Consider the following 23,972-nt stretch of genomic DNA (forward strand, 5'->3'; position numbering starts at 1 on the left):
CCGTACAGCCTCTGGACGGTCACACCCTGCATGTTCGTCGAGGCGTCCGTTGCACCCACACCGATCCCGTACACGGCGAACGCCGCGTACATCGCCGGCTTGGACTCGGCGAACCCGATCACGACCACCATCACGCTGATCGTCAGCAGCGCGAGTCGTAGAGCGAGCGCGCTCGAGCGGCGCACCGCGATCCGTTCAGCCAGCAGCGACCCGCCGCCGGCGATGACCGAGGTCAGCAGCAGGAGGAGCGTGACGTCGCCCTCAGTGACGCCACGCTCGTCCTGGAAGTCGGGCAGCCTAGACAGGATCGTGACGAGGATCGCCGCCTGGAGGAAGAAGCCGACCGAGGTCGCGAGTCGCGCCCGCCGTGCCACAGCATCAGGGGGTTGCGTGATCTTGGACACACGCCCAGTATGTGCCCATGACCGGAGCAGAGGCCAGGGTTTCGACGAGCTCAACCGGCGGGACCGGTGACTTCTGGTGGGGCGCCGCGACCGCGTCGTACCAGGTCGAGGGCGCCGTGGACGAGGACGGACGAGGCCCCAGCATCTGGGACACCTTCAGCGCCGAGCCCGGTCGGATCGCGGACGGCTCGTCGGGCGCGGTCGCCTGCGACTCGTACCACCGGTGGCGCGAGGACCTCGACCTGCTCAGCGGTCTCGGCGCGAACGCCTACCGGTTCTCGATCGCCTGGCCCCGCGTCCAGCCGACCGGATCCGGCCAGGTCAACGCCGCGGGGCTGGCGTACTACGACCGCCTCGTCGACGGCCTGCTCGCACGCGGCATCGCGCCGTTCGCCACCCTCTTCCACTGGGACCTCCCGCAGCCGCTGCAGGACGCCGGCGGGTGGATGGTGCGCGACACGGCGCAGCGGTTCGCCGAGTACGCGGCCGTGATCGCGGAGGCGCTCGGTGACCGGGTGGCTGCCTGGGGAACGCTCAACGAGCCGTTCGTGCACATGGCGCTGGGCTATGCGTTCGGCAGTCACGCGCCGGGCGAGACGCTGCTGCTCGACGCGTTCGCCGCGGGGCACCACCAGCTGCTCGGGCACGGGCTTGCGACGCAGGCGTTGCGGGCGGGGTCTCGACAGGGCTCGACCGGCGGATGGGGCTCGACCGGCGGATGGGGCTCGACCGGCGGACAGGGCTCGACCGGCTCACCGCCGGTGATGCTGGTGAACAACCTGACCCCCGTACGCGCCGCGTCGCCGTCGACGGAGGATGCCGCCGCGGCGGCGGTGTACGACGCGTTCCACAACCGGATGTTCCTCGACACCGTGCTGCGGGGTACCTATCCCGACGAGCTCGCCGACGCAGCCGAGAGGGTCGTGCACGACGGCGACCTCGCGACCATCGCGCAACCGCTCGACCTGCTCGGCGTGAACTACTACAACCCCACGCTCGTGAGAGCGCCCGGCCCGGACAACCCGCTGCCGTTCGAGCTCGTGCCGATCGAGGGCTATCCGCTGACCGGCTTCGGGTGGCCGGTGGTGCCCGAGGGCCTGACCGACCTCCTGACCGGACTACGCCAGACGTATGGCGAGGCGCTGCCGCCGGTAGTGGTCACCGAGAACGGATGCTCCTACCCCGACGAGCCCGGGCCCGACGGCACGGTCGACGACGCGGCACGGATCGCGTACCTCGACAGCCACATCGCGGCGGTCGGCGCCGCCCGTGAGGCAGGTGTCGACGTGCGCGGCTACCTGGCATGGTCGCTGCTCGACAACTTCGAGTGGGCAGAGGGCTACACGCAGCGCTTCGGGATCACGCGCGTCGACTTCGCGACGGGCGAGCGCACCCCGAAGGCCTCGTACGAGTGGTTCCGCGAGCGGATCGCCCGAGGCTGGTGAGGGCAGCCCGGTCGGTCAGGAGGCGAAGAGGCGGTCCGGACCGAATTGGAACCAGATCGTCGCGATCACCGCGACGTACCAGAGCAGCACGATCAGCAGCGACCAGTTGGACACGAGCTTGGTGAAGCCTGACGCCGGCGCCCAAGACCGGAGGTTGCGCGCGGTCACCATGACGAAGAGCGGGATCGTGACCGTCCAGACGACCATGCAGTAGGGGCAGAGCTTCACGAGAGTGAAGATGCTCGTGTACTGGAGGAAGGTGATGAGGCCGATCGCGAACACGACGCCGACCTGCAGGCCGCCCCACATCCACTCCGGCAGGCGGGTGCCCGACAGGAGCAGCACGCCGAGCGTCACGACGACGGCGAATCCGACGAGGCCGAGGAACGTGTTGGGGAACCCGAAGAGCGACGACTGCGAGCTCGAGACGACACCGCCGCAGTCGACCCACGGGTTGAGCGTGCAGGCGAGCTGGCTGTCGGGGTTCTGCAAGAGCTTGATCTTGTCGTAGGTCAGGACGCCCGAGGCGATCAGGCCGATCCCTCCACCCACGACCATCAGCCACGCCAGCACGCTGCGGACGCCGGTCGCCTCCACAGCACCGTCTCGGGGAGCCACCTGCTCGTCGATGTCGATCACGAAGCCATCGTAGGCGGGCAGTCCCACCCCGCGGGGCCGGACGTCGTGATGCGTCTCACCACCGGGCAAGGAAACATGGAGTCACCGAGACCTCGTTGTCTGGTTGTAGGCGATTTGCGCCGCGCGAACGTGGGGAGGGAGCGCATGAGCACCAAGGAACGAACCCCGTGGCCGATGATGGCCGGGCTGGTGACGACCACAGGAGCAGCGGCAATCACGCTCCTGCTGTCGGGGACGGGTCTTCCCGACGTTCTCGTCGTCCCGGTGCTGGTCGTCCTCCTCGCCACCATGGTCGGCGGTCTCGTCGCCGACTTCCTCGTACGCCGTGACGAGCGGCGGACCATCGCCACCCAGCGACGCTGGCTGGCGGGACTCGGCAAGGACCTGCCGACGTACCGGCACCGCGTCGACGACCGGGAGCGGGTGCTGTTCAGCTGGGAGAGCAGCTGGTATCAGCCGCTCGGGACGCTGTTCCTCGTAGCACTGGCGGCCGCGCTCGTCCCGTTCAACCTGATCTTGCCGCTGGCGCCGCGCGCCGGCGTCGAAGCGCTCGTCACTGCCTGGGTGGCCGCCTCGCTGCTGCTGACCGGCGCGCTGGTCGTACGGACGGTGGCCGCGGCACGCAAGGACAGCCGTGGGCTCCTGCTCCCGGGCCCGGCAGTGCCGTGGACCCCGGCGTCTCCTGTGGCGCCGCGCGATCCCGCCAAGCTCGCCGCCGAGGAGAACGCCGCGAGGTATCTGGTCGTCGAGGAGGACGCATCACCGCAGGAGCACCTCTCACGGGAGATCGAGCGGATGACGTCGATCCTCGACAGCCCCGAAGCACCGCAGCCCGTGCTGCCCGTGCCCGCCGATTGGATGCCGCGGCCTCCCGCGCCGCCTGAGGCGCCCGAAGCGACCAAGCCCGAGCCCGAGCAGCCGTCCACGCCGTCCACGCCCGAGACTCCCCCGGCACCGCCGACGGAAGACAGGCCCGAGGGCGAGCTCGACAAGCTCGCCAGGCTCTTCCACAGCGCCGCCTGAGCTCAGGGGCTACTTGGGCTCCTCGGAGTCGTCGGCACCCTGCTCCATCTCGTATCCACGCTCCCACTTCGCACGGGCCTCGGCTGCTGCGGCATCCTCGGCGTCTTGCGCGGTCCGTAGCGCGACCAGCGCCGACGCGACCGCGCCCGACTCCGCGATCTCGTACGGCGTGCCGCCGATGGTGACCTCCGGGACGATCGGGGCGACCGCCCGCGCGAAGTCCTGCAGAGCCTGACCGAGCCCAGACCCGTTCGGGCCGAGGTGGAACGAGCCCACGGAGAGCACCGTGCCGCCGGGGAGGGACTCGAGCCTCTTGTCGAGCACCTCATACCCGATCTCGTGCTTGTCGAGCACGCCGAGCAGCGCCTCCGCGCCGTTCTCGGTGACGGCGACCTCCACCGTCTGCGTCCCGGCCAGCCCGCCGCTGATCCGCAGCTCGACGCCGGTCGATGCCGTCATCGCCGTCCCCTCTCGTCCCCCGTCACGTTCCGTTCATCATGGCGCGGGCGGCCGTACCCCGCCATCGCGCGAACGTCCTGCTCAGCCGTCGCCGGTGGGCCCGAACCGCTCGGTGCGCACCCGGCGTGGGTCGTGGCCCAACGCGACCAGCATGTCGGCGACGGTCTCGACGAACCCCGTGGGGCCGCAGACGTAGCAGGTGGGCGCGAAGTCCGGTGGCCACCCGCCGGTGTTGACGTCGGCGACGGTGAGGCGCCCCGCCGGCCGCGGAGCAGCCTCCGGCGCCTCACGCGTGTAGGCGATCGTGACGTCGAGTCCCGGATCGGGCGCGCGGAGCTCCCGGCGGTAGAACTGCTCGGCACGTGAGCGTACGGAGTAGATCAGCCGGAACGGCGCCTTGCTGCCGGCGTCACGACGGGCCCGGATCATCGCCATCAGCGGCACGACGCCAGAGCCGCCAGCGACCAGCAGGACGGGCTCGGTCTGCTCGGGCCGCCACACGAACCACCCTCCGATCGGTCCGCGCAGCTCAAGCTCGGCGCCGACCTCGATGTCGTCGACGAGGAACGGCGAGACCTCTCCCCCCTCGATCGCCTGCACGGTGATCTCGGCCCGGTCGAGGTCACCGACGCGCGCGAGCGAGTATTCACGGTCGGCGGTGTAGCCGTCCTCGGCGGTCAGCCGGACCTCCACCCGCTGCCCGGCGACGGCCTGATGGTCACCGTCGACGTGCAGCAGCAGCGTCGCCGCCGTCGGTGTCTCCTCGCGGCGCGCCAGCACCACGGCACGACGCCACGGCATCCCCGCCATCAGTCGCCCGCGTAGCGTTGCTCGCGCCACGGATCGCCGTAGTCGTGGTAGCCCGCGCGCTCCCAGAAGCCGGGCTCGTTCGTGCTCATCAGCTCCAGGCCGCGCACCCACTTGGCCGACTTCCAGAAGTACAGGTGCGGGACGAGCAGTCGTGCGGGTCCGCCGTGCTCGGGCCGCAGCGGCGCGCCGTCGTACGCGAACGCCACCCACGCCTGCCCGTCGCGCAGGTCGGCGAGCGGCAGGTTGGTCGTGTAGCCGCCGTACGAGTGGGCCATCACGTACGCGGCCTGCGTGTCTACGCCGTCGAGCAGCAGGTCGACGCTGACACCGCGCCAGCGCGTGCCGAGCTTGGACCACTTCGTGACGCAGTGCAGGTCGACGGTCACGTCCTCGGCCGGCATCGCCCGCAGCTCGTCCCAGCTCCACCGGCGTTGTGACCCGGTCTCCGTCGTCACCGTGAACGACCACGCACCCGGTGCGATCTGCGGCGTCGGCCCCGCCGAGAGCACAGGGAACCCGTGCTCGAGGTACTGACCGGGCGGCAGCACGACCTCATCGCGGTCGCGGCGTCCGCGAAAGCCTCGCGTGACGATTCCCATCGCCGTCTCCCTTCGCCCAGGGTCCGAGCGTAGGGCGGTGGCGGTCGCGACGCACGAGGGCGCGCGTCAGCTGTTGCGCAAGGCCGAGATCAGCTCGCTCTTGGTCATCGACGACCGGCCGTCGATCCCGATCTCCTTCGCACGCGCGTACAGGTCGGACTTGGACCAGTCGTCGTAGTCGCCCGCCTTGCCGCCCTTGCGCCCCACTTTCGCGCGCCCCTGCGCCGCGGCGGCGTTCGCGATGCGCGCCGACTTCTGCTTCGAGTTGCCTTCGCCGCGCAGCTCCTCGTACAGCTCCTTGTCCTTGACGCTCGGTCCCGACGACTTGCGACCCGGCATGGTGCTCTCCTCTCGTACGGGCTCTCCGCTTCCCGATACCCGCACGATCGGTCACCCATGCGCACACTGGTGCTCGTGACCACCGTGCTGGCCGACCTCGACTCCGCCGCAGCGCGCGCCCGCGCCCTCGTACGCGACGGCGGGCGTCTGCTCGGCGTCGCCGGACCGCCCGGGGCAGGCAAGTCGTGGCTGGTCGAGGCGGTCGTCGCGCGCAGCGTGGATCTCGCGGTGGCGCACGTGCCGATGGACGGCTTCCACCTTGCCGACGACTCGCTCGCACGGCTCGGGCTCCTCGACGTGAAGGGCGCACCAGCGACGTTCGACGTCGGCGGGTACGCGGCGGCGCTGCGCCGGATCGCGACGCGCGACGAGGATCTGGTCTACGTCCCGGGGTTCGCGCGCGACCTCGAGCAGCCGATCGCGGCGGCGCTCGCGGTCCCGCGGGAGGCAGGCCTCGTGCTCACGGAGGGCAACTACCTGCTGCTCGACGAGTCGGGGTGGCGCGACGTCCGGTCGCTGCTCGACGAGGTCTGGTACGTCGACGTCCCAGACGACCTGCGCGGACGACGGCTGGTCGCCCGGCACGTCGCGTTCGGGAAGTCGCCGGCGCAGGCCGAGGCGTGGGTACGCCGAAGCGACGAGGCGAACGCGAGGCTCGTCGCCGAGTCACGCACCCGCGCCGATGTCCAGGTCCGGCTCGGCTGATCAGCTCTGGCGCTGCCGACGGATCAGGTTCGAGCCGATGATGAGGCGCTGGATCTCGCTAGTGCCCTCGTACAGGCGCAGCAGACGCACGTCGCGATAGATCCGCTCGACCGTGCTCTCACGCATGTAGCCCGACCCGCCGTGGACCTGGACGGCAAGGTCCGCGACACGGCCGGCCATCTCCGTGCAGTACAGCTTGGCCGCCGACGGAGCGATCCGACGGTCCTCGCCGGACACGTACGCCCGCGCGGCCTCGCGAACCAGGCTGCGACCGGCCATCACGCCCGTCTGCTGGTCGGCGAGCATCGCCTGGACGAGCTGGAAGTCGCCGATCGGCGTCCCGCCCTGTGTCGCCGTCGCGGCGTACGAGACCGACTCGTCGAGCGCGCGCTGGGCCTGCCCGACGGCGAGCGCGGCGATGTGGACGCGGCCCCTGGCCAGCGAGGTCATCGCCGCCCGGTAGCCGACCTCGACCGCGCCGCCGACGAGTGCGTCGTCGTCGACGCGTACGTCGTCAAGGTGCACGTCGGCCGTCCACGCGCCCTCTTGGCCCATCTTCTTGTCGTGCGGGCCGACCGTCAGGCCTGGCGCGTCACCTGGCACGAGGAAGACGGCGATCTGCCCGTCGCCGTCGGCCCCGACAACCCGAGCGAACACCATGAAGAGGTCGGCGAGCGGGGCGTTCGTGATGAACCGCTTCTCGCCGGACAGCGCCCAGCCGCCCTCGACCCGTGCGGCACGGGTGCGCAGGCCGGCAGGGTTGGACCCGGCACCGGCCTCGGTCAGCGCGAACGACGCGACGACCTCGCCGCTCGCGATCCGCTCCAGCCAGGCCGCCTTCTGCGGGTCCGTGCCGAAGTTCACGAGAACCTGGCCGGCGATCCCGTTGTTGGTGCCGAACATCGAGCGGAAGGCCAGCGTCGTGTAGCCCAGCTCCATCGCCAGCTCGACCTCCTGGGTGAGGTCGAGGCCGAGGCCGCCCCACTCCTGGTCGATCGCGTAGCCGAACAGACCCATCTCCCGCGCCATCGCCCGCAGGTCGTCGGGGACCGCGTCGGACTCGACGATCTCGCGCTCGCGGGGAACGACCTCTTTGCGGACGAACTGACGCACCTGCTCGAGGACGTCGTCGAACTCCTCGGGACTCACCTGCTGGGTCATGACGCGATCATCGCCTGACACGGCGACGTGTGCCTAGAGATCACTCCCAGGCGATGCGCCGTCCGCTCACCTCGCTGGGCGTCAGCGCGATCCACAGGATCCGGCTGCCGTCGGCCCACGGCGTCGCCCGGTCGGGTCCCCACAGCTCGCTGAGGACCGCAGGATCGGTCTCGTGCTGGCCCGTCCCGCTCAGGAGCACCGACCATCCCGTCTGGTTGGGGTGGTCGATCATGTCCACCTCGAAGGCGATCGGCGTGTCGGTGACCGCCTGCGCCACGGCTCCGTACGGGGTGGTCCGGAACAGGACGCGGCCCTCGTGGACCTGGAAGTTGACGGGGAAGATCTGCGGCGTGCCGTGGTGGACGAACCCGACCCGTCCCACCTCCTGGTTCTGCAGCAGGTCCCAGCACTCCTCGGCCGACAGCTGGAGGAGCTGTCGGCGTGGTCCTCGGTCGTCGAGCGTGCTCATGGTCGTCCTCTCAGCTGGGGCGTTGCTTCGGGGCGTTGCGGCCGGTCATCGCAGGGTCGCGCACGACCACGTCCGCGAGGACGTCGTCGATCGCGTCCATGATCTCCGCGTCGAGCCGCACCCCGCTCGCGGCGACGTTGTCGCTCACCTGCTCGGGACGGGAGGCCCCGATGATGGCGGCCGAGACGTTGTCGTTCTGGAGCACCCACGCCACCGCCAGCTGTGCCATCGTCAGGCCGGCGTCGGCGGCGACGGGCGCAAGACGCGCGACACGCTCGAGCACGTCGTCGTTGAGCCAGCGGGCGATCGTGTCGGCGCCGCCCTTTGCGTCCGTCGCGCGAGAGCCCGGAGGCACGGGCTGGCCGGGCTGGTACTTGCCAGTGAGCACGCCCTGCGCGATCGGCGACCAGACGATCTGGCTGATGCCGAGCTCCTCGCTCGTCGGGATGACCTCCTCCTCGATCACCCGCCACAGCATCGAGTACTGCGGCTGGCTGGAGATGAGGGAGATGCGCAGCTCCTTCGCCAGGGCCGCACCGGCGCGGAGCTGGTCGGCGGTCCACTCCGAGACGCCGATGTAGAGCGCCTTGCCTGACCGTACGACGTCGGCGAAGGCCTGCATCGTCTCTTCCAGCGGCGTCTCCACGTCGTACCGATGCGCCTGGTAGAGGTCGACGTAGTCGGTGCCGAGGCGACGCAGCGACCCGTCGATCGACTCCATGATGTGCTTGCGGGAGAGGCCGGAGTCATTGGGACCGCCGGGGCCCGTCGGCCAGTAGACCTTGGTGAAGATCTCCAGGGACTCGCGGCGGACGCCGGCCAGCGCCGCCCCGAGGACGGACTCCGCCCTGGTGTTGGCGTAGACGTCCGCGGTGTCGAACGTCGTGATGCCTTCGTCCAGAGCACGGCGTACGCACTCGGTCGCGATGTCGGCCTCCACCTGGGAGCCGTGGGTGAGCCAGTTGCCGTAGGCGATCTCGCTGATCTTCAGACCACTGTCGCCGAGGTAGCGGAATTCCATGCACCCCACGTTAGTGCGACAAGCCCGATGGGGGGCCGGGGACGAGCACGGCCCGCGCAAGGCAGGATGTCGTCCGTGACGACGTTCGACGACGTACCCGAGGGCAGCACGACCGGCACCGCGCGCTGGACGACGCGGATCACGCTCGTGGTGCTCTGCGCGGTCGTCGTCGCCGGAGCCGCCGGGCTGTTCGGCGTCCGCAACCTGACGGCGACGACCGAGGAGGACGGCTGGACCCTGTCGGTCGACTACCCGCGACTCGCCCGCGCCGGGCTCGACACCCCGCTGTCGATCACGGTGTCGAACCCCGACGGTGTCGGTGAGGAGGTCGTCCTCGCGATCTCGCAGGAGTACCTCGAGATCTTCGAGCACCAAGGCATCTTCCCCGACCCCAGCGACTCGAGCACGGACGGAAAGCTCCTCTATCTCACCGTCGCCGCAGCACCAGGTGCCACCGAGGTGCGCATCGACTTCGACGTGTACATCCAGCCTTCCAGCCAGCAGGGCGAGCAGGCGACCGTCTCGGTGGTCGACGACGGTCGACGGATCGCGTCGACCCGGATCCGTACGAGCCTGGTTCCCTGACCCCCGACAGAACGAGGACCCGCAATGGAGATCGTCATCCGAGCGATCGTCGTCTTCGCGTTCCTGTGGCTCATCACACGGGCCGTGGGCCGCTCGACGCTCGGCGAGCTGAGCACGTTCGAGCTGGTGCTCTTCATCGTCATGGGCGACCTCATCCAGGGCGCGGTCACCCAGCAGGACTCCTCCGTCACGGGAGCCGTGCTCGCCGTCGGCACGTTCACCCTCTTGACGGTCGCGCTGTCATGGCTTTCGTGGCGGTGGCCGCGGCGCCTGCGCTTCATCCGCGGCGAGCCGGTCGTGGTCCTTCGCGACGGAGAGCCGCGCATGAAGGTGCTCGCAGACCAGCGCCTGAGCCTGGCCGATCTGGTCACCTCCGCGCGCCAGCAGGGCGTACGGCGCCTGCGTGACGTCGAGATCGCTGTCCTGGAGACGGACGGCCGGATCTCGTTCTTCACGTACGAGGGCGAGGACGACGGCGCCCCGGAGAGCGGGCCTCAGGCTGCGTGACGTGCGGCGAGCCGCTCAGCCGTACGCCCCAGCGGCGAGCACCGCGGCGCCGATGATGCCCGCCGCGTTGCCGAGTCGCGCCGCGACGATCGGGGCCCGTAGGTGCAGGAGCGGAAGGTAGTGGTCGGCATGCTTGGCGACCCCTCCCCCGACGATGAAGAGGTCGGGCCACAACAGGTCCTCGACCCGCGCGAAGTACGTCTGCAACCGCGCGGCCCACTCCTCCCACGACAGGTCCTCGTTCTCGCGTGCCGCCGACGACGTCGACTTCTCCGCGTCCTCGCCGTCGATGCGCAGGTGGCCGAGCTCGCTGTTGGGGACGAGGACGCCGTCGCTGATGAGGGCGGTGCCGATGCCCGTCCCCAGTGTCGTCATGATCACCAGCCCGGAGGTCCCGCGACCCGCGCCGTACTCCAGCTCCCCGATGCCGGCGGCGTCGGCGTCGTTGGTGACGACGACGGGGCGGTCCAGGCGTCCGGTGAGCAGTCGTGCAGCGTCGGTCCCGATCCAGCTCCGGTCGATGTTGGCCGCCGTACGGACGAGGCCGCGGGTGACGACGGCCGGCACTGTGACCCCGACCGGCGCATCCTTGGCCGGCGCGAAGTGGTCGACGATCTCGGCGACCACCTCCGCCACGGCGTCCGGCGTCGACGGCTGCGGCGTTGCGATCCGCAGTCGGTCATCGGCGAACTCACCCTTCTTCAGGTCGACCGGAGCACCTTTGATGCCGCTGCCACCGATGTCGACCCCGAGAGGACGCGAATGCTTGGCCATGGCACCAACGTGCCATTACCCGGCGTCCCACGCTGGCTCAGAAGTTGCCGCGCCGCTCCTGCTCACGCTCGATCGCCTCGAACAGCGCCTTGAAGTTGCCCTTGCCGAAGCCGAGCGAGCCGTGCCTCTCGATCAGCTCGAAGAACACCGTCGGGCGGTCGCCGACCGGCTTGGTGAAGATCTGCAGCAGATAGCCGTCCTCGTCACGGTCGACGAGGATGCCGCGTGCCTGGAGCTCCTCGATCGGCACTCTGACCTCGCCGATGCGGGCGCGCAGCTCCGGGTCGGTGTAGTAGGACTCCGGCGTCGCGAGGAACTCAACACCCTCGGCACGCAGGATGTCGACCGCACGCACGATGTCGTTCGTCGCGAGCGCGAGATGCTGAGCGCCGGGGCCGCCGTAGAACTCGAGGTACTCGTCAATCTGCGACTTCTTCTTGCCGGCCGCCGGCTCGTTGAGCGGGAACTTCACGCGGTGGTTGCCGCTGGCCACGACCTTGCTCATCAGCGCCGAGTAGTCGGTGGCGATGTCGTCCCCGATGAACTCGGCCATGTTCGTGAAGCCCATGACGCGGTGATAGAAGTCGACCCAGTCGTCCATCCGGCCGAGCTCGACGTTGCCGACGACGTGGTCGAGCGCCTGGAAGATCCGCCGCGGGGCACCGTCCCCCCGCTGGTTGAGCCTGCGCCGTCCTGAGCCTGTCGAAGGGTCGAAACCGCTGGTGCGCGCGACGTACCCGGGCAGGTACGCGCCGTCGTACCGCGAGCGGTCGACAAGGGTGTGGCGGGTGTCGCCGTACGTCGCGATCGCGCCGACGCGGACCGTGCCGTGCTCGTCGGTGACGTCGTGCGGCTCCTCGAGGACGGTCGCGCCCTGCTCGCGCGCGTGGGCGACGCAGCGGTCGACATCGGGCACCTCGAGGGCGATGTCGACGATGCCGTCGCCGTGCGCGGCGTGGTGTGCGACGAGGGTGCTGTCGGCAGCGACGGCGCCCTTCAGGACGAAGCGCACCCCGCCGCTGCGCAGCACGTACGCCGCGTGGTCGCGGTTGCCGGTCTCGGGACCGGAGTACGCGACGAGCTCCATCCCGTACGCCGACTGGTAGTAGTGGGCGGCCTGCGCGGCGTTGCCCACGACCCAGACCACCGCGTCCCAGCCGGTCACCGGGAAGGGATCGTTCTGCTCGTCGTACTCGACCAGGCCGACGAGCTGCTTGAGCTGGTCGACGTCGAGTCCGGCGAGAGCTTCCTCACTGGTCAGCGTGTGCTCGATGGTCATCGCGGGTCCCTCCGTGAACGGTTGTGGTCCCGATCACAGCGTCTCGTCGACCGCTGTGCAACCCGTGCGCCGCGGGCTGGCCAGAACGTGCAGATCGCCCATCCGATCCCCCTTTGTGGTGGACGACCAGCCCAGTTCATACGACAGTAGGCAGATGACCCTCGACGAGCTGGACCTCGCCCTGATCCGCGCGATGCACGCGCATCCGCGTGCGGGAGTGCTGGAGCTGTCCCGCACCACCTCCGTCGCCCGCGGCACCGTCCAGGCACGCCTGAAGCGGCTCGAGGAGGAGGGCGTGATCACCGGGTACGGACCGGACGTCGACCTGCGGCGTGCCGGGTTCCCGGTCCAGGCCTATGTGACGCTGGAGATCGCGCAGGGCGCGCTCGACGAGGTCCGCGAGGCTCTGGACGCGATCTCGCAGGTGGTCGAGGCGGTCGTGACGACGGGGTCGTTCGACGTGCTGTGCCTCGTGGCCACGGCGTCGCACGAGGACCTCCAGGCGACGCTGCTGCGGCTCGACCAGTCACCGAGCATCGTCCGCTCGACGAGCATCGTCGTGCTGTCGGTGCTCATCGCACGGCGTGTGCAGCCGCTGCTGGAGTCCGCTCCACGCCCCGGCACCACCCGCGCCCCCGCGTACCGGGGATAGGCCGCCGGCCAGGCCGCGCTCAGCGCCGGCGCGTGCTCCGTACGACGAACGTCGGCGCCTCGGTGAAGGCCACCGGTAGGTTGCGCACCTGCGGCATCGCCGCACCGCGCGACTCCAGCTCGTCCTCGAGCTCGGCGACGCGCGACTGCAACGCCATCACCTGGTTCTCGAGCTCGAGGACGCGCTTGACGCCCTCGAGCCCGAGTCCCTCGGCGGTCAGTCGCGCCACCGATCGCAACAGCTCGATGTCGCGCAGCGAGTAACGACGCCCGCCACCCCCCGTGCGCGCGGGACGGACCAGCCCTAGCCGGTCGTACGTCCGCAGGGTCTGGGGGTGCAGCCCGGACAGCTCGGCGGCGACGCTGATCACGAAGACCTTCGCTTCGGGGCCCGGCGGCACGAAGTCACCGTTGCCGCGCGACATCATCACGCACCTCCCGCGAAGAGCGTCGCGCGTGGGTCGCCGCCGTCGCGCGCATCCCGGTACGACTCGACCGCGGCCCGCTCCCCCTCGGTCGGCGCCGTGGGCACCTGGACCTCGACGGTCACGAGCAAGTCGGCCTTGGTGCCGTCCTTGCGCGGCGCACCCTTGCCCCGGGCCCGGAACGTACGCCCGTTGGGCGTGCCCGCCGGGACCTTGATGCGGACCGGCGCCCCGCCCAGCGTCGGGACCGCGATCTCGGCGCCCAGCACGGCCTCGTCGAACGTGACCGGCACGGTGACCGTGAGGTTGTCGCCCTTGCGGCCGAACACCCGGTGCGGCTTCACGTGCACGGTGACGTACAGGTCGCCGTTGGGACCGCCGTTCTCGCCCTTCGTACCCTTGCCCTTGAGGCGGATGCGCTGGCCGTCCTTGACGCCGGCGGGGATGCGGACCTGCATCGTCCGCGACGACGCGGCGCGTCCCGACCCGTGGCACGTGTCGCAGGCCTCGTCGACGACCAGGCCACGGCCGCGGCAGACGTCGCACGGCTCGGTCATCGTGAAGACGCCGCCCGACGCGCTGGTCTGCATGCCACTGCCCTCGCAGCGGGGGCAGACCCGCGGGACGGTGCCCGCCTTGGCCCCGGTGCCGTGGCAGGTCGGGCACGGCTCGTCGCTGGACATCCGCAGCGACACCGTCGTCCCCGAGATCGCGTCCTCGAACGCCAGCGTCGTCTCGGACTCGAGGTCGGCACCGCGACGCGCCGGCGCCGAGCGCGTACGTGCCCCGCCGCCACCAAACACCCCGCCGAGCAGGTCGGAGAAGTCGAACCCCCCGCCGCCGCTCTGGCCGTAGCCAAATCCGCCGGTGCCCGTTCGGCCGCCGCCGAACCCGCCGCCGAACCCGCCGGAGGAGAACATCGCTCGCTGCTCGTCGTACTCCTTGCGCTTCTCGGCGTTGGAGAGCACGCCGTACGCCTCGGAGATCTCCTTGAACTTGTCCTCGGCGGCCTTGTCGCCGGGCTTGGCATCGGGGTGGTGGTCCCGCGCGAGCTTGCGGTACGCCTTTTTGATGTCGGACGCGCTCGCGTCCTTCGAGATTCCCAGGACCTTGTAGAAGTCCTTCTCGAACCACTCGTTGTTCACGAGACCACCTCCCTACTTCTGATCGATCGAATTCTCGTGCGGATCACTCCGCCGTGGGCTCGGACGCGCCGTCGACCTCCGAGGTTGCCTCGGCCTCGCCGGCGGGATCGTGCTCGACGACCGAGACCCGCGCGGGGCGCAGGATCTTGTCGCCGATCCGGTATCCGACCTGCATGATCGCGTCGACGGTCGGCTCGCCCTCGGGCGCGTCGGCGTCGAGGCGGTGCATGAGCGCCTCGTGGAGCATCGGGTCGAACACGTCGCCGTGCTTGCCGAATGGCTCCAGCCCGTGCGCGCTCGTGGCCTGGACGAGCGAGTCAGCGACGGCCTTGAAGCCGCCCTCCAGCTCACCGTGGTCACGGGCGCGGCCGATGTCGTCGAGCACCGGGAGGAACGAGACGAGGACGGACGCCGTGGCGTTCACCCGCTGCACCTCGCGGTCGCGGTCGACGCGCCGCTTGTAGTTGACGTACTCGGCCTGCAGGCGCTGGAGATCGAGCGTCCGCTCGGCGAGCTGGCGCGCGAGGTCGGACGCGGCGAGCTCCTCCTCCTGGGCCGTGGCCTCGGGGGCCGGAGCAGCCTCCTGCTCCGGCACCCCCTCAGCCTCGGGCGTGACGTCGCGCTCCGACGTCACTTGTTCTCACCCTCGTCGTCGACGATCTCGGCCTCGACCACGTCGTCCTCCTCGGCCTGCGCCTGCCCCTCACCGGAGCCGGCGGCGTTGGCCTGGGCCGACGCGGCCTCGTACATCGCCGTCCCCATCTTCTGGCTCGACTCGCCGAGCTTGGCGATGGCGGCCTTGATGGCGTCGGTGTCGTCGCCGTTGAGCGACTCCTTGAGGGCGTCGACGTCGGCCTGGACCTCGGTCTTGACGTCGTCGGAGACCTTGTCGCCGTTCTCGGCGAGGAACTTCTCCGTCGAGTGGACGAGCGTCTCACCCTGGTTGCGGACCTCGACGGCCTCCTTGGCCTTGCGGTCCTCCTCGGCGTACTGCTCGGCCTCGCGGACCATCCTGTCGATGTCGTCCTTGGAGAGGGCCGACCCGCCGGTGATCGTCATCGACTGCTCCTTGCCGGTGCCCCGGTCCTTGGCGGAGACGTTGACGATGCCGTTGGCGTCGATGTCGAAGGTGACCTCGATCTGCGGCACGCCACGCGGGGCCGGCGCGATGCCCGTCAGCTCGAACGTGCCGAGCATCTGGTTGTGCGCCGCGATCTCGCGCTCGCCCTGGTAGACCTGGATCGCGACCGACGGCTGGTTGTCGTCGGCGGTCGTGAAGACCTCCGAGCGCCGGGTCGGGATCGTGGTGTTGCGCTCGATGAGCTTGGTCATCACGCCACCCTTGGTCTCGATACCGAGCGACAGCGGGGTGACGTCGAGCAGCAGCACGTCCTTGACCTCGCCCTTGAGGACGCCGGCCTGCAGGCTCGCGCCGACGGCGACGACCTCGTCAGGGTTCACGCCCTTGTTGGGCTCCTTGCCGCCGAGCAGCTCACGGACCAGGTCGGACACGGCCGGCATGCGGGTCGAGCCACCGACGAGGACCACGTGGTCGATGTCGGCGACCTTGATGCTGGCGTCCTTGATGACGTGCTCGAACGGCGCACGGGTGCGCTGGAGCAGGTCGGCGGTGATCTTCTGGAACTCCGCACGCGTCAGCGTCTCGTCGAGGAACACGGGGTTCTTCTCGGCGTCGACGGTGATGTACGGCAGGTTGATCGAGGTCGACTGCGAGCTGGACAGCTCGATCTTGGCGCGCTCGGCAGCCTCACGGACACGCGGCATGGCCATCTTGTCCTTGGTGAGGTCGAGGCCGGTGCTCGCCTTGAACTTGTCGACGATCCAGTCGACGACCTTCTGGTCCCAGTCGTCGCCGCCGAGGTGGTTGTCGCCGCTGGTGGCCTTCACCTCGATGACGCCGTCGCCGATCTCGAGCAGGGACACGTCGAAGGTGCCGCCGCCGAGGTCGAAGACGAGGATCGTCTGGTCGTCGCCCTTGTCGAGCCCGTACGCCAACGCAGCGGCGGTGGGCTCGTTGATGATGCGGCTCACGTTGAGGCCGGCGATCTCGCCCGCCTCCTTGGTGGCCTGGCGCTGAGCGTCGCTGAAGTATGCCGGGACGGTGATCACCGCGTCGGTGACCGGCTCGCCCAGGTATGCCTCTGCGTCGCGCTTGAGCTTCTGCAGCACGAACGCCGAGATCTGCTGCGGGGTGAAGGTCTTGTCGTCGATCTTCACGGACCAGTCGGTGCCCATGTGACGCTTGACCGAACGGATGGTCCGGTCGACGTTGGTGACACCCTGGCGCTTGGCGACCTCTCCGGTCAGCACCTCGCCGTTCTTGGCGAAGGCGACGACGGACGGGGTCGTACGCGCACCCTCGGCGTTCGCAATGACGGTGGGCTCTCCGCCCTCCAGCACGGCGACGACAGAGTTGGTCGTGCCGAGATCGATTCCGACCGCACGGGCCATGAGTTCCTCCTGATGGATCGCGGGGCGGGCTCGCGACCCGCCGATTTGCCTGCACTCAGTTAATTGAGTCTGATCCTATCAACTTATGTGAGCGCGACTTCATTCCACCCTAGCGCCAACGTTTTCGCCCTCGTCGAGTGGTGACCAGACCAGGCGGTCGGTTAATATCTACGTATGTACGAAGATACGCAGATAGATTCGTTCGATGCCGACAGCCAGTACGCGGAGCTCGCCGCGGAGGTCTTCTCGATGCTGGCTGACCCCACGCGGGTCCGGATCATCCTCGCGCTCCGCAACGGCGAGCTCTCGGTCAACGCGCTCGCCGAAGCCGCTGCGAAGTCCCCGACAGCGGTCTCCCAGCACCTGGCGAAGCTGCGGTGGGGGCGGGTCGTTCGGTCCCGCCAGGAGGGCAACCGGGTCTTCTACTCGCTGACCGACGAGCACGCGCGCACCCTCGTCACCCAGGCCGTGTTCCAAGCACAGCACTCAGTTGACGACATGCCCCCGCACCACGGCAGGCATCCGGGTCGGCAGAACGGCGCGCCATGACCTCCGTCCACGCGCACGGCCACGGGCACCGGCACGGGCTGAGCGGCTGGCTTCACGAGCTGTTCGGCCCGCACTCGCACGACCCGGCAAGATCTGTGGACGACGTCCTGGAGGCAAGCGGGCAGGGCATCCGCGCGGTCACGATCAGCCTCGCCGTCCTCGCCCTGACCGCGATGGCGCAGCTCACGATCGTCGCGGTGAGCGGATCGGTCGCCCTGCTGGCCGACACGGTCCACAACTTCTCCGACGCCCTGACCGCCGTGCCGCTGTGGATCGCTTTCGCCCTCGGCCGCCGGCTGGCCACGGACCGGTACACCTACGGCTTCGGACGCGCCGAGGACCTGGCCGGACTCTGCGTGGTCGCGATGATCGCCCTCTCCGCGGTCGTCGCCGGCGTGGAGTCCGTCCGCCGTCTGGGCACACCGGTGCCGATCGAGAACTTGGGCTGGGTGCTCGTCGCCGGGCTCATCGGGTTCGCCGGCAACGAGGTCGTCGCGGTCTACCGCATCCGGGTCGGTCGCCGGATCGGCTCTGCCGCCCTCGTCGCGGACGGCCTGCACGCCCGTACCGACGGACTCACATCCCTCGCTGTCGTCCTCGGAGTAGTCGGGATCTGGTCCGGGTTCCCGCTCGCAGACCCGATCGTCGGCCTGCTCATCACCCTCGCCATCCTCGTCCTGCTGTGGGGGACGGCCCGGGACGTCGGGCGCCGCCTGCTCGACGGCGTCGACCCGGACCTCACCCACCGCGCCCGTCACGTGCTCGCACACGCTCCTGGCGTCGTGGAGGTCACCGACCTCCGACTCCGCTGGATCGGACACCGGCTCGCCGTCCAAGGTCGGCTGCGGTTCCCTCTCGGCACCCCGCTCGCGGCCGCCGACGCGACCACGGCGACCGTCGCCGACGAGGTACGCCGGGTGCTACCTGCAGTCGGCAAGGTCGACCTGGTCGTGACCGTCAGATGACGAGCTCGGGCTGCAGCTGCTTGGGGGTCCAGACCTTCTGCCGTCGCGCCGCCAGCGCGGTCAGGAGGATCGCGACGACGAACACGCCGAACAGCACCGAGACGTCGCGAACGATGATCCACGCCTCTCCCCCGTAGAGCGTCTGCCGCAGCCCGTTGACCCCGTACGACATCGGCAGAAGCCAGTGCAGCGACCGCAGCGGCTCGGGGATCGTCTCCCACGGGAAGGTGCCCCCCGCGGTGACGAGCTGGACGAGCATGAGGACGAGCCCCAGGAACTCGCCCACCTCGCCGAGCCAGGCGTTGAGCGCCTGCAGGATCGCAACGAAGGTCATCGACGCGATCACGAGCAGGGCGACTGTCGCGACCTCGTAGACCGGATCGATGTCGAGTGCGAACCGGACGATCGTGAACATGACCGCGACCTGGACCAGTCCGACGACCGCCGGCGGGATCCACGCGCCGAGCGCCGTCCGGGTCGCCGGACCGTTCGCCGCGAGGGCACGCGACGACAACGGCCGGACGAGCAGGAAGAGCACGTACGCCCCGATCCATGCCGCGAGCGACATGAAGAACGGGGCGAGGCCGGCACCGTACGACCCGGCGGGCGCGAGCGTGTCCTCCTTGACCGCCACCGGATCACCGATCGTCTCCGCGGTGTCACGCGCGGTCGTCTTGTCCAGGTCGGGGACCTTGCGCAGCCCGTCCTGCAGTCCGTTCCGGAGCTCGCTGGTCCCGGTCTCGAGCCTCGCGCTGCCCTTGCGCAGCGCGAGGCTCGAGGTGGCGAGCCGCTCAGCGCCGTTCGCCACCTCCTCCGTCCCGTCCGCCAGCGTGCCGGCACCACGTGCCAGCGTCTGGGCGCCGCGGTCGACGCGCGCCGACCCCGAGGCGAGCTCGGCTCCTCCCGACGCGGCCTTCCTGACGCCTCGCGTGAGAACGGGGGCCGCGCCCGCGAGCTTCTCGGTGCCGGCGGCGACCTCGGAGGATCCCCTGCTCAGCGCGTCCAGCCGGTCTGCCGCGCTCTCGATCTGCGCTGCCACCGCGTCGACGGGGACTTCGGCGTCGGCGAACAACGCCAGCAGGGCGTCTCTCTCGGCGTCGGTCATCCTCCCCTGCTCGACGAGCGAGTCGAGGCCTTCGTCGAGCGAGGCTCGCGCGGCACGGAACTGGTCGACCACCGCGCCCGCCACCTCCGCCGCGTCGTCACCGACGGCGGCGACCTTCGCGTTTCCCGCGGCGACCTCCTGCGCGCCGTTCGCGAGCTTGCGCGTGTCCGCCGGCAGGCTCCCCGTGCGGCGCTTCAGCTCCTCGAGCCCGTTCGAGAGCGTGGTCGCGCCGTTGGCGATACGACGCGTCCCAGTCGCCAGCTCACCGGCACCCGACTCGAGGCGGGCGGCACCGTTCGCCGCCTCCTCAGCGCCACGCGCGAGCGTCGCCGTCCCGTCGACGAGCTCGGCGGTCCCACTGGTGAGCTGACTGGAGCCGGTGACGAGCTCCTGTGCGCCGTTCACCCCCTTGGTGAGATCGGTGTGCACCACGGAGAGGCCGTCGAGGAAGCTGCTCGCGGCGACGGTGCCGACCTGTGTCGCGATCGTGTCCCGCACATCTCCCACGATCGTCTCGGCGACCCGGGTGACGATGTAGTTGTTCGCGTTGTTCGTAATGAGGGTGAGCCCTGCGCGCTCCGGCTCGAACCGGGCGGACGACGTCAGCTCCTCGGAGAACTGTGGACCGATGATGAGCGCGGCGTCGTAGCGTCCGTTCCGCACACCGGACTCCGCCTCGCCCTCCGTCGTCTCGACCCAGCCGAATCCGCCGTCGCCGCGCAAGAGGCGCTCGGCGACCTCGCCTCCGTAGTCGACCTTCTCGGTCGTCCCGTTGATCGCGTTGGTCGTGGTCGCACCACGGTCCTGCACCACGAGGGCCGCCGGTACGCGGTGGAGCTCGCCGTACGGGTCCTCGTTGGCGAACAGGTAGAGCCCTGCGTACAACGAAGGGATCACGGCCATGGCGAGGATCGCCAGCTTGGGCAGCGTGCCTGCACTGATGCGCCGGATCTCCGAGACGGCCAGGCGGATCGCGATCATTGATCCTTCTCCCTCGTACGGGGAGCACCGGGCTCCTGCTGGTCGTCTGCCGGCGCCTCGCCGAACAGCCAGGCGGTGTCGAGCGCCTCGTCGGGGGCCGGACGGTCAGGGTCGGCGGCGGTTGGTCGCGGCGCCGACGGCGGCCGGGTCCGGAGGGCCTCCAGTGGTGTCGCCCGGCGCGCACTGTCCCCGCGGGCCGGCGGGATGTCGGCACCGAGGTCCCGCGCCGAGGAGCGGCCGCACTGGACCAGCACCCCGTACCCGAACGACGCATACGCCTGAGCGATCTCCCACCAGTCCGCTGGCTCTCCGCCGTGCCTGTCGGGCAGGGAGAGCACGAGGAAGCGGACCTCCTTCCGCTCGGCAGCTAGCGCGGTGAGCAGTGCCGTGCGGACGGCGCCCCCGACCTCGTCGACCCGGACGGTGCGCAGCGCTCCCATGTCGTGCCTGTCCAGCCAGCGCGTCGGCCCGCCCGGCGCGCTACCCCGGCGGGCCAGGGCGAGTCCCTCGGCGGTGACGGTCCCCACCGGGACGGCGTCGTCGGGCTCGGAGACGGCGGGGAGGTCGACGACGGCGGTGAGGCGTCGGCGCTCCGTCCGGTCCTCGGTCTCCGACCCGTCGTCCCTGACGAGGCGGACCCGACCCGAGAAGGGGGCGAGGCGACCGGTCGCGACGAGGGCCATGGCCGTGTGGCCCTGCCCGGGCTCCCCCGCCATGAGCACGCACTCACCGGTCGAGACGGTGAACCGGTCGAGCTCGAGCAGCGGGCCGCGCCGCCCGTAGACCGTGATGTCCTCCAGCACGAGCTGCACGTCCGCACTCCCTCGGTCAGCGACCGCGTGGGCGTCGTCGCGGCTGGCGCGCGCTCCTGCCCAGCGGCGTCATGGGCGTTTGAGCATCGGGATGAACGCCGCGACCACCAGCAGTACCCAGGTGGTGAGGATGTAGGGCCACGTGTAGTGCGGCTGATCGGTCAGGTCCGTCATGACGAGGGTCGTCACCGCCGTGATCGCCGCACCGACCGCGGCGTACACCCACGAGGCGGCGCTGCTCTTGAGGAACACGACCGACAGCGCGATCGCCGTCAGGACGCCGGAGTATCCGGCCAGGCCCTCCGCGATGGTGGCGTCGGTCTCTCCGAGCGCAAGCGCGCAGAGGCTCCCGATCACGCTGCCCATCACGGCGGCGAGACCGACCTTCCAGGAGGCGATGAAGAGCCCCAGGAGGATCAGCGCGCCGGCCCACACGCTGTTGACCAGCACGACCTCGGAGACGTTGGTGAGCAGCGAGCGCAGCACGGACTCCCCCGTACCGTCGGTGGCGTGCACGGTCGATCCGCTGACGTGCAGGTTGAGGGTCGAGGCGTAGATGATCCCAGCGACCGTGCAGAACGGTGCGGTCGTCGACGGGAGAGCAAAACGCTTGAGCGGCTCGGTGGCGAAGAGCCACACGAAGAACCACGTCACCGGCGCGCACAGGACGCCCCCGATGACGGTGAAGAGGTACGCCCACCCCTCGCCGCCCATCGCGGTGTACATCGCGGCGCCGATGAGCGCGCCGTTGAACCCCTGCATCCCGATCCGGATGTTGTCCGCACCGACGCGCATGAGGGCACCGGCAACTGTCGAGCAGACGGCTCCGATGACAACGAGCAGCGCCATCTGCCAGTCGGCGAAGAAGAAGCCGGCGATGATCAGGAGGCCGGTCCACACGTTGTTCTGGAAGAAGATCTCGGACACCCCGCGCGGCAGCGTGGAGGCCCACGTGACCCAGGTAGTCAGTGGTGACGCAGTGGCTCCGGACGTCGACATGTCGGCTCCTAGCTCTTACGGATGGCGGGGGCATCGATGCCGGTGAGCAGGCATCGCAGGGCGCGCCAGGCCAGCGTGATCGCATGCAGGACGACCTGAGTGTCATCGCCCAGGAGCCGGACCCAGACGCCGGCGTCAGCGGGGAGCGCGCTGACTCCGAGGACGAGGCCAGCAGCGGAGGACGGCCGTAGCGCCTCGTGAAGGAGGTCATTGACCTCGCCCACCGAGGCGCGTGGCGTGAATACGTACAGCGTGGAGAGGACGTCGTGATCGTCCAGCACCGCGAGTCCACCCGTGACCCCGTCGCTGGGGGTCAGGCGCACCCGGTCCAGTGCGACCATCGCCCCGTCAGGACGACGTACCTCGAGGTCCGACGCGATCGCGGTGTACTGGTGGCGCTCGTCGCGGGCGAGGCGTCCTGAGATGAGCGTCTCGCCCAGGACGAGCGTCCCCGACGGCGCGAGCGTCACCGACGTGCGCTGATAGAGGCGCGCGCCGCCGAAGGCGATGACCGGGTCCGGCAGGTACTCGAGGTAAGCGTCCTCGGCGACCGAGATGTTGGTCTGGGCCACCGCGTAGTCGTGCTCCATCCGCAGCACCTTCGTGTACGCCGATGTCGTCACGTACGCCGACGTGCCCGCTCCGAACGTGAGGTCGGTACGGAGCCGGTCGCCCTGGAGGATCCCGGCCCCGGTCGACATGAGATACGTGTACGGCATGTCGGGACGGGCGAGGTCGTAGTAGAGCGGGCGCATGATCTGCAGCGGCGACTTCTGGTAGTGCTGGACCAGCTCAGTCCCATTGCCGGTCCGGCCGAACTCGAGCTGGAGCACCCCGACCTTCCCGGGGCTGCCGGACGGCAGGGTGTCCGGCACGCCGCTGAAGCGTGCGACCTCGCGCGGCACCCGGTCGGGCTCGTAGTACGAAGGATCGAGCCGGTGCCCGCCGTACCGCGACGCCGGCGCCAGACCGCTCGCGGGTGTGGGCGACACGGCGCGGACGGTGGCGGCTTTCATCGCGACAGCACCGCCGGGCGGGCTTCCCACGCAGCGAGGATCTGGTCCTGCAGCGCGTCGACACCCTCCCCCGTCAGCGAGTTCGTGAGCACCACCGGTTTGCCGTCGCGCACCCGACGGGCATCGGACTCCATGACCTCGAGATCGGTCCGGACATACTGGGCGATGTCGATCTTGTTGATCACAAGGATGTCGGAGTCGGTGATCCCGGGCCCCCTCTTGCGTGGCATCTTCTCCCCCTCGGACGTGTCGAGGACGAAGACGAAGACGTCGGCCAGCGACGGCGAGAACGTGAGCGTCAGGTTGTCCCCGCCCGACTCGTAGACCAGCGTGTCGACCTGCGGAAACCGCTCGAGCATCTCGGCTCCCGCGGCGAGGTTCATCGTCGGGTCGTCGCGGACCGCGGTGTGGGGGCAGGCGCCCGTCTCGACGCCGACCACCCGATCCGGGTCCAGAACCCCCGCGAGCTCACGACGCACATGCTGCGCGTCCTCCTGCGTGTAGATGTCGTTGGTGATGACCGCGGGCTGCCGGCCGGCGGCGAAGAGCCGAGGCACGAGTGCCTCCGTCAGCGCCGTCTTGCCCGAGCCCACCGGTCCTCCGATGCCGATCCGCAGCACGTCCTCGCTCATT

Annotated in this window: 27 protein-coding genes and 1 pseudogene; 8 read left to right on the forward strand and 20 right to left on the reverse strand. The window is 70.0% G+C overall.

From position 1 onward, the window contains the following. Positions 1 to 2 precede the first annotated feature (2 nt). A pseudogene (locus HCT63_RS20535) lies at positions 3 to 467 on the reverse strand (MFS transporter); the annotation flags it as partial. Between HCT63_RS20535 and HCT63_RS15175 the strand changes: the two are divergent. Further along, a complete protein-coding gene (locus HCT63_RS15175) occupies positions 422 to 1,849 on the forward strand; it encodes a family 1 glycosylhydrolase (protein ID WP_167006500.1) in 1,428 nt (475 codons plus the stop codon). The pseudogene HCT63_RS20535 and the gene HCT63_RS15175 overlap by 46 nt on opposite strands. Positions 1,850 to 1,864: 15 nt before the next feature. Here HCT63_RS15175 and HCT63_RS15180 read toward each other — a convergent pair whose 3' ends face one another. Then, a complete protein-coding gene (locus HCT63_RS15180; protein WP_167006504.1) occupies positions 1,865 to 2,488 on the reverse strand; it encodes a vitamin K epoxide reductase family protein in 624 nt (207 codons plus the stop codon). Positions 2,489 to 2,632: 144 nt separating this feature from the next. On the opposite strand from HCT63_RS15180, the gene HCT63_RS15185 reads away from it, so the two are divergent. Further along, positions 2,633 to 3,511, forward strand: a complete 879-nt coding sequence (locus tag HCT63_RS15185; RefSeq protein ID WP_167006507.1) for a hypothetical protein — start codon at positions 2,633 to 2,635, stop codon at positions 3,509 to 3,511. A gap of 9 nt (positions 3,512 to 3,520) precedes the next feature. Here HCT63_RS15185 and HCT63_RS15190 read toward each other — a convergent pair whose 3' ends face one another. From HCT63_RS15190 to HCT63_RS15205, 4 genes are all read right to left on the reverse strand, one after another. Continuing rightward, positions 3,521 to 3,970, reverse strand: coding sequence for a hypothetical protein (locus HCT63_RS15190; protein WP_167006510.1), 450 nt, complete (start codon positions 3,968 to 3,970; stop codon positions 3,521 to 3,523). Between the two features lie 81 nt (positions 3,971 to 4,051). After that, on the reverse strand, positions 4,052 to 4,780 hold the full coding sequence (locus tag HCT63_RS15195) for a ferredoxin reductase (protein ID WP_243843055.1): 729 nt from the start codon (positions 4,778 to 4,780) through the stop codon (positions 4,052 to 4,054). Further along, a complete protein-coding gene (locus HCT63_RS15200) occupies positions 4,780 to 5,379 on the reverse strand; it encodes a sulfite oxidase-like oxidoreductase (protein ID WP_167006516.1) in 600 nt (199 codons plus the stop codon). The genes HCT63_RS15195 and HCT63_RS15200 overlap by 1 nt, the downstream gene beginning before the upstream one ends. Positions 5,380 to 5,445: 66 nt before the next feature. Continuing rightward, positions 5,446 to 5,718, reverse strand: a complete 273-nt coding sequence (locus tag HCT63_RS15205; protein WP_167006519.1) for a Rho termination factor N-terminal domain-containing protein — start codon at positions 5,716 to 5,718, stop codon at positions 5,446 to 5,448. Positions 5,719 to 5,775: 57 nt separating this feature from the next. On the opposite strand from HCT63_RS15205, the gene HCT63_RS15210 reads away from it, so the two are divergent. Then, complete coding sequence (locus tag HCT63_RS15210; RefSeq protein WP_167006522.1) at positions 5,776 to 6,423, forward strand: nucleoside/nucleotide kinase family protein; 648 nt, start codon at positions 5,776 to 5,778, stop codon at positions 6,421 to 6,423. Here HCT63_RS15210 and HCT63_RS15215 read toward each other — a convergent pair whose 3' ends face one another. Genes HCT63_RS15215 through HCT63_RS15225 form a run of 3 tightly spaced genes read right to left on the reverse strand, consistent with a single transcriptional unit; the run spans position 6,424 to position 9,074 of the window. Continuing rightward, on the reverse strand, positions 6,424 to 7,584 hold the full coding sequence (locus tag HCT63_RS15215; RefSeq protein WP_167006525.1) for an acyl-CoA dehydrogenase family protein: 1,161 nt from the start codon (positions 7,582 to 7,584) through the stop codon (positions 6,424 to 6,426). Between the two features lie 40 nt (positions 7,585 to 7,624). Next, on the reverse strand, positions 7,625 to 8,053 hold the full coding sequence (locus HCT63_RS15220) for a pyridoxamine 5'-phosphate oxidase family protein (protein ID WP_167006528.1): 429 nt from the start codon (positions 8,051 to 8,053) through the stop codon (positions 7,625 to 7,627). A 10-nt stretch (positions 8,054 to 8,063) separates the two neighbouring features. Further along, positions 8,064 to 9,074: an aldo/keto reductase family protein gene (locus HCT63_RS15225; RefSeq protein WP_167006531.1), complete on the reverse strand. Its 1,011-nt coding sequence runs from the start codon at positions 9,072 to 9,074 to the stop codon at positions 8,064 to 8,066. Between the two features lie 75 nt (positions 9,075 to 9,149). Here HCT63_RS15225 and HCT63_RS15230 point away from each other — a divergent pair, with 75 nt between their 5' ends. Then, entirely contained in the window at positions 9,150 to 9,659 is a 510-nt protein-coding gene (locus tag HCT63_RS15230; RefSeq protein ID WP_167006534.1) for a hypothetical protein, read from the forward strand. Positions 9,660 to 9,683: 24 nt separating this feature from the next. Next, the gene (locus HCT63_RS15235) at positions 9,684 to 10,166 is read left to right on the forward strand and encodes a YetF domain-containing protein (protein WP_167006537.1); all 483 of its coding nucleotides are present in this window, start codon (positions 9,684 to 9,686) and stop codon (positions 10,164 to 10,166) included. Positions 10,167 to 10,181: 15 nt separating this feature from the next. Here HCT63_RS15235 and ppgK read toward each other — a convergent pair whose 3' ends face one another. After that, positions 10,182 to 10,940: a polyphosphate--glucose phosphotransferase gene (ppgK, locus tag HCT63_RS15240; RefSeq protein WP_167006540.1), complete on the reverse strand. Its 759-nt coding sequence runs from the start codon at positions 10,938 to 10,940 to the stop codon at positions 10,182 to 10,184. A 37-nt stretch (positions 10,941 to 10,977) separates the two neighbouring features. After that, positions 10,978 to 12,219, reverse strand: a complete 1,242-nt coding sequence (gene hppD / locus HCT63_RS15245; protein ID WP_167006542.1) for a 4-hydroxyphenylpyruvate dioxygenase — start codon at positions 12,217 to 12,219, stop codon at positions 10,978 to 10,980. Between the two features lie 154 nt (positions 12,220 to 12,373). Here hppD and HCT63_RS15250 point away from each other — a divergent pair, with 154 nt between their 5' ends. Next, entirely contained in the window at positions 12,374 to 12,871 is a 498-nt protein-coding gene (locus tag HCT63_RS15250; RefSeq protein WP_167006544.1) for an Lrp/AsnC family transcriptional regulator, read from the forward strand. A 19-nt stretch (positions 12,872 to 12,890) separates the two neighbouring features. Here the strand turns inward: HCT63_RS15250 and HCT63_RS15255 are convergent, their stop codons facing one another. From HCT63_RS15255 to dnaK, 4 genes are read right to left on the reverse strand one after another with little or no spacing between them, the layout of a single operon-like run. Next, positions 12,891 to 13,295: a helix-turn-helix transcriptional regulator gene (locus HCT63_RS15255; protein WP_167006546.1), complete on the reverse strand. Its 405-nt coding sequence runs from the start codon at positions 13,293 to 13,295 to the stop codon at positions 12,891 to 12,893. A 2-nt stretch (positions 13,296 to 13,297) separates the two neighbouring features. After that, positions 13,298 to 14,440, reverse strand: a complete 1,143-nt coding sequence (gene dnaJ / locus HCT63_RS15260; protein WP_167006548.1) for a molecular chaperone DnaJ — start codon at positions 14,438 to 14,440, stop codon at positions 13,298 to 13,300. Between the two features lie 43 nt (positions 14,441 to 14,483). Then, the gene (gene grpE / locus HCT63_RS15265; protein ID WP_167006551.1) at positions 14,484 to 15,074 is read right to left on the reverse strand and encodes a nucleotide exchange factor GrpE; all 591 of its coding nucleotides are present in this window, start codon (positions 15,072 to 15,074) and stop codon (positions 14,484 to 14,486) included. Continuing rightward, the gene (gene dnaK, locus HCT63_RS15270) at positions 15,071 to 16,912 is read right to left on the reverse strand and encodes a molecular chaperone DnaK (protein ID WP_167006554.1); all 1,842 of its coding nucleotides are present in this window, start codon (positions 16,910 to 16,912) and stop codon (positions 15,071 to 15,073) included. Before dnaK ends, grpE begins: the two co-directional genes overlap by 4 nt. A gap of 174 nt (positions 16,913 to 17,086) precedes the next feature. Between dnaK and HCT63_RS15275 the strand changes: the two genes are divergently transcribed. Together HCT63_RS15275 and HCT63_RS15280 are read left to right on the forward strand one after the other, a co-directional pair. Continuing rightward, entirely contained in the window at positions 17,087 to 17,461 is a 375-nt protein-coding gene (locus HCT63_RS15275) for a metalloregulator ArsR/SmtB family transcription factor (protein ID WP_167006557.1), read from the forward strand. After that, entirely contained in the window at positions 17,458 to 18,426 is a 969-nt protein-coding gene (locus HCT63_RS15280; RefSeq protein WP_167006560.1) for a cation diffusion facilitator family transporter, read from the forward strand. The genes HCT63_RS15275 and HCT63_RS15280 overlap by 4 nt, the downstream gene beginning before the upstream one ends. Here the strand turns inward: HCT63_RS15280 and HCT63_RS15285 are convergent. The 5 genes from HCT63_RS15285 to ureG all read right to left on the reverse strand — a co-directional run bounded on the left by HCT63_RS15285 (position 18,419) and on the right by ureG (position 23,971). Then, on the reverse strand, positions 18,419 to 20,512 hold the full coding sequence (locus HCT63_RS15285; protein ID WP_167006563.1) for a YhgE/Pip domain-containing protein: 2,094 nt from the start codon (positions 20,510 to 20,512) through the stop codon (positions 18,419 to 18,421). The genes HCT63_RS15280 and HCT63_RS15285 overlap by 8 nt on opposite strands. Continuing rightward, positions 20,509 to 21,324, reverse strand: coding sequence for a hypothetical protein (locus tag HCT63_RS15290; protein ID WP_167006566.1), 816 nt, complete (start codon positions 21,322 to 21,324; stop codon positions 20,509 to 20,511). Before HCT63_RS15290 ends, HCT63_RS15285 begins: the two co-directional genes overlap by 4 nt. Positions 21,325 to 21,393: 69 nt before the next feature. Next, on the reverse strand, positions 21,394 to 22,323 hold the full coding sequence (locus HCT63_RS15295) for an urea transporter (protein ID WP_167006570.1): 930 nt from the start codon (positions 22,321 to 22,323) through the stop codon (positions 21,394 to 21,396). 8 nt (positions 22,324 to 22,331) lie between these two features. Further along, on the reverse strand, positions 22,332 to 23,369 hold the full coding sequence (locus tag HCT63_RS15300; protein ID WP_208322455.1) for an urease accessory protein UreD: 1,038 nt from the start codon (positions 23,367 to 23,369) through the stop codon (positions 22,332 to 22,334). Next, complete coding sequence (gene ureG, locus HCT63_RS15305; protein ID WP_167006573.1) at positions 23,336 to 23,971, reverse strand: urease accessory protein UreG; 636 nt, start codon at positions 23,969 to 23,971, stop codon at positions 23,336 to 23,338. The genes HCT63_RS15300 and ureG overlap by 34 nt, the downstream gene beginning before the upstream one ends. Between the last annotated feature and the right edge of the window lies 1 nt (position 23,972).

It is taken from the genome of Mumia sp. ZJ430 (genome assembly GCF_011751845.1).
In the GTDB taxonomy this organism is placed as follows: domain Bacteria; phylum Actinomycetota; class Actinomycetes; order Propionibacteriales; family Nocardioidaceae; genus Mumia.

Coding starts and splice junctions, on each gene's coding strand:
- HCT63_RS15175 (WP_167006500.1), top strand. CDS start 422: ATGACCGGAGCAGAGGCCAGGGTTTCGACGAGCTCAACCGGCGGGACC.
- HCT63_RS15185 (WP_167006507.1), top strand. CDS start 2,633: ATGAGCACCAAGGAACGAACCCCGTGGCCGATGATGGCCGGGCTGGTG.
- HCT63_RS15190 (WP_167006510.1), bottom strand. CDS start 3,970: ATGACGGCATCGACCGGCGTCGAGCTGCGGATCAGCGGCGGGCTGGCC.
- HCT63_RS15195 (WP_243843055.1), bottom strand. CDS start 4,780: ATGGCGGGGATGCCGTGGCGTCGTGCCGTGGTGCTGGCGCGCCGCGAG.
- HCT63_RS15200 (WP_167006516.1), bottom strand. CDS start 5,379: ATGGGAATCGTCACGCGAGGCTTTCGCGGACGCCGCGACCGCGATGAG.
- HCT63_RS15205 (WP_167006519.1), bottom strand. CDS start 5,718: ATGCCGGGTCGCAAGTCGTCGGGACCGAGCGTCAAGGACAAGGAGCTG.
- HCT63_RS15210 (WP_167006522.1), top strand. CDS start 5,776: ATGCGCACACTGGTGCTCGTGACCACCGTGCTGGCCGACCTCGACTCC.
- HCT63_RS15215 (WP_167006525.1), bottom strand. CDS start 7,584: ATGACCCAGCAGGTGAGTCCCGAGGAGTTCGACGACGTCCTCGAGCAG.
- HCT63_RS15220 (WP_167006528.1), bottom strand. CDS start 8,053: ATGAGCACGCTCGACGACCGAGGACCACGCCGACAGCTCCTCCAGCTG.
- HCT63_RS15225 (WP_167006531.1), bottom strand. CDS start 9,074: ATGGAATTCCGCTACCTCGGCGACAGTGGTCTGAAGATCAGCGAGATC.
- HCT63_RS15235 (WP_167006537.1), top strand. CDS start 9,684: ATGGAGATCGTCATCCGAGCGATCGTCGTCTTCGCGTTCCTGTGGCTC.
- ppgK (WP_167006540.1), bottom strand. CDS start 10,940: ATGGCCAAGCATTCGCGTCCTCTCGGGGTCGACATCGGTGGCAGCGGC.
- hppD (WP_167006542.1), bottom strand. CDS start 12,219: ATGACCATCGAGCACACGCTGACCAGTGAGGAAGCTCTCGCCGGACTC.
- HCT63_RS15250 (WP_167006544.1), top strand. CDS start 12,374: ATGACCCTCGACGAGCTGGACCTCGCCCTGATCCGCGCGATGCACGCG.
- HCT63_RS15255 (WP_167006546.1), bottom strand. CDS start 13,295: ATGTCGCGCGGCAACGGTGACTTCGTGCCGCCGGGCCCCGAAGCGAAG.
- dnaK (WP_167006554.1), bottom strand. CDS start 16,912: ATGGCCCGTGCGGTCGGAATCGATCTCGGCACGACCAACTCTGTCGTC.
- HCT63_RS15275 (WP_167006557.1), top strand. CDS start 17,087: ATGTACGAAGATACGCAGATAGATTCGTTCGATGCCGACAGCCAGTAC.
- HCT63_RS15280 (WP_167006560.1), top strand. CDS start 17,458: ATGACCTCCGTCCACGCGCACGGCCACGGGCACCGGCACGGGCTGAGC.
- HCT63_RS15285 (WP_167006563.1), bottom strand. CDS start 20,512: ATGATCGCGATCCGCCTGGCCGTCTCGGAGATCCGGCGCATCAGTGCA.
- HCT63_RS15295 (WP_167006570.1), bottom strand. CDS start 22,323: ATGTCGACGTCCGGAGCCACTGCGTCACCACTGACTACCTGGGTCACG.
- ureG (WP_167006573.1), bottom strand. CDS start 23,971: ATGAGCGAGGACGTGCTGCGGATCGGCATCGGAGGACCGGTGGGCTCG.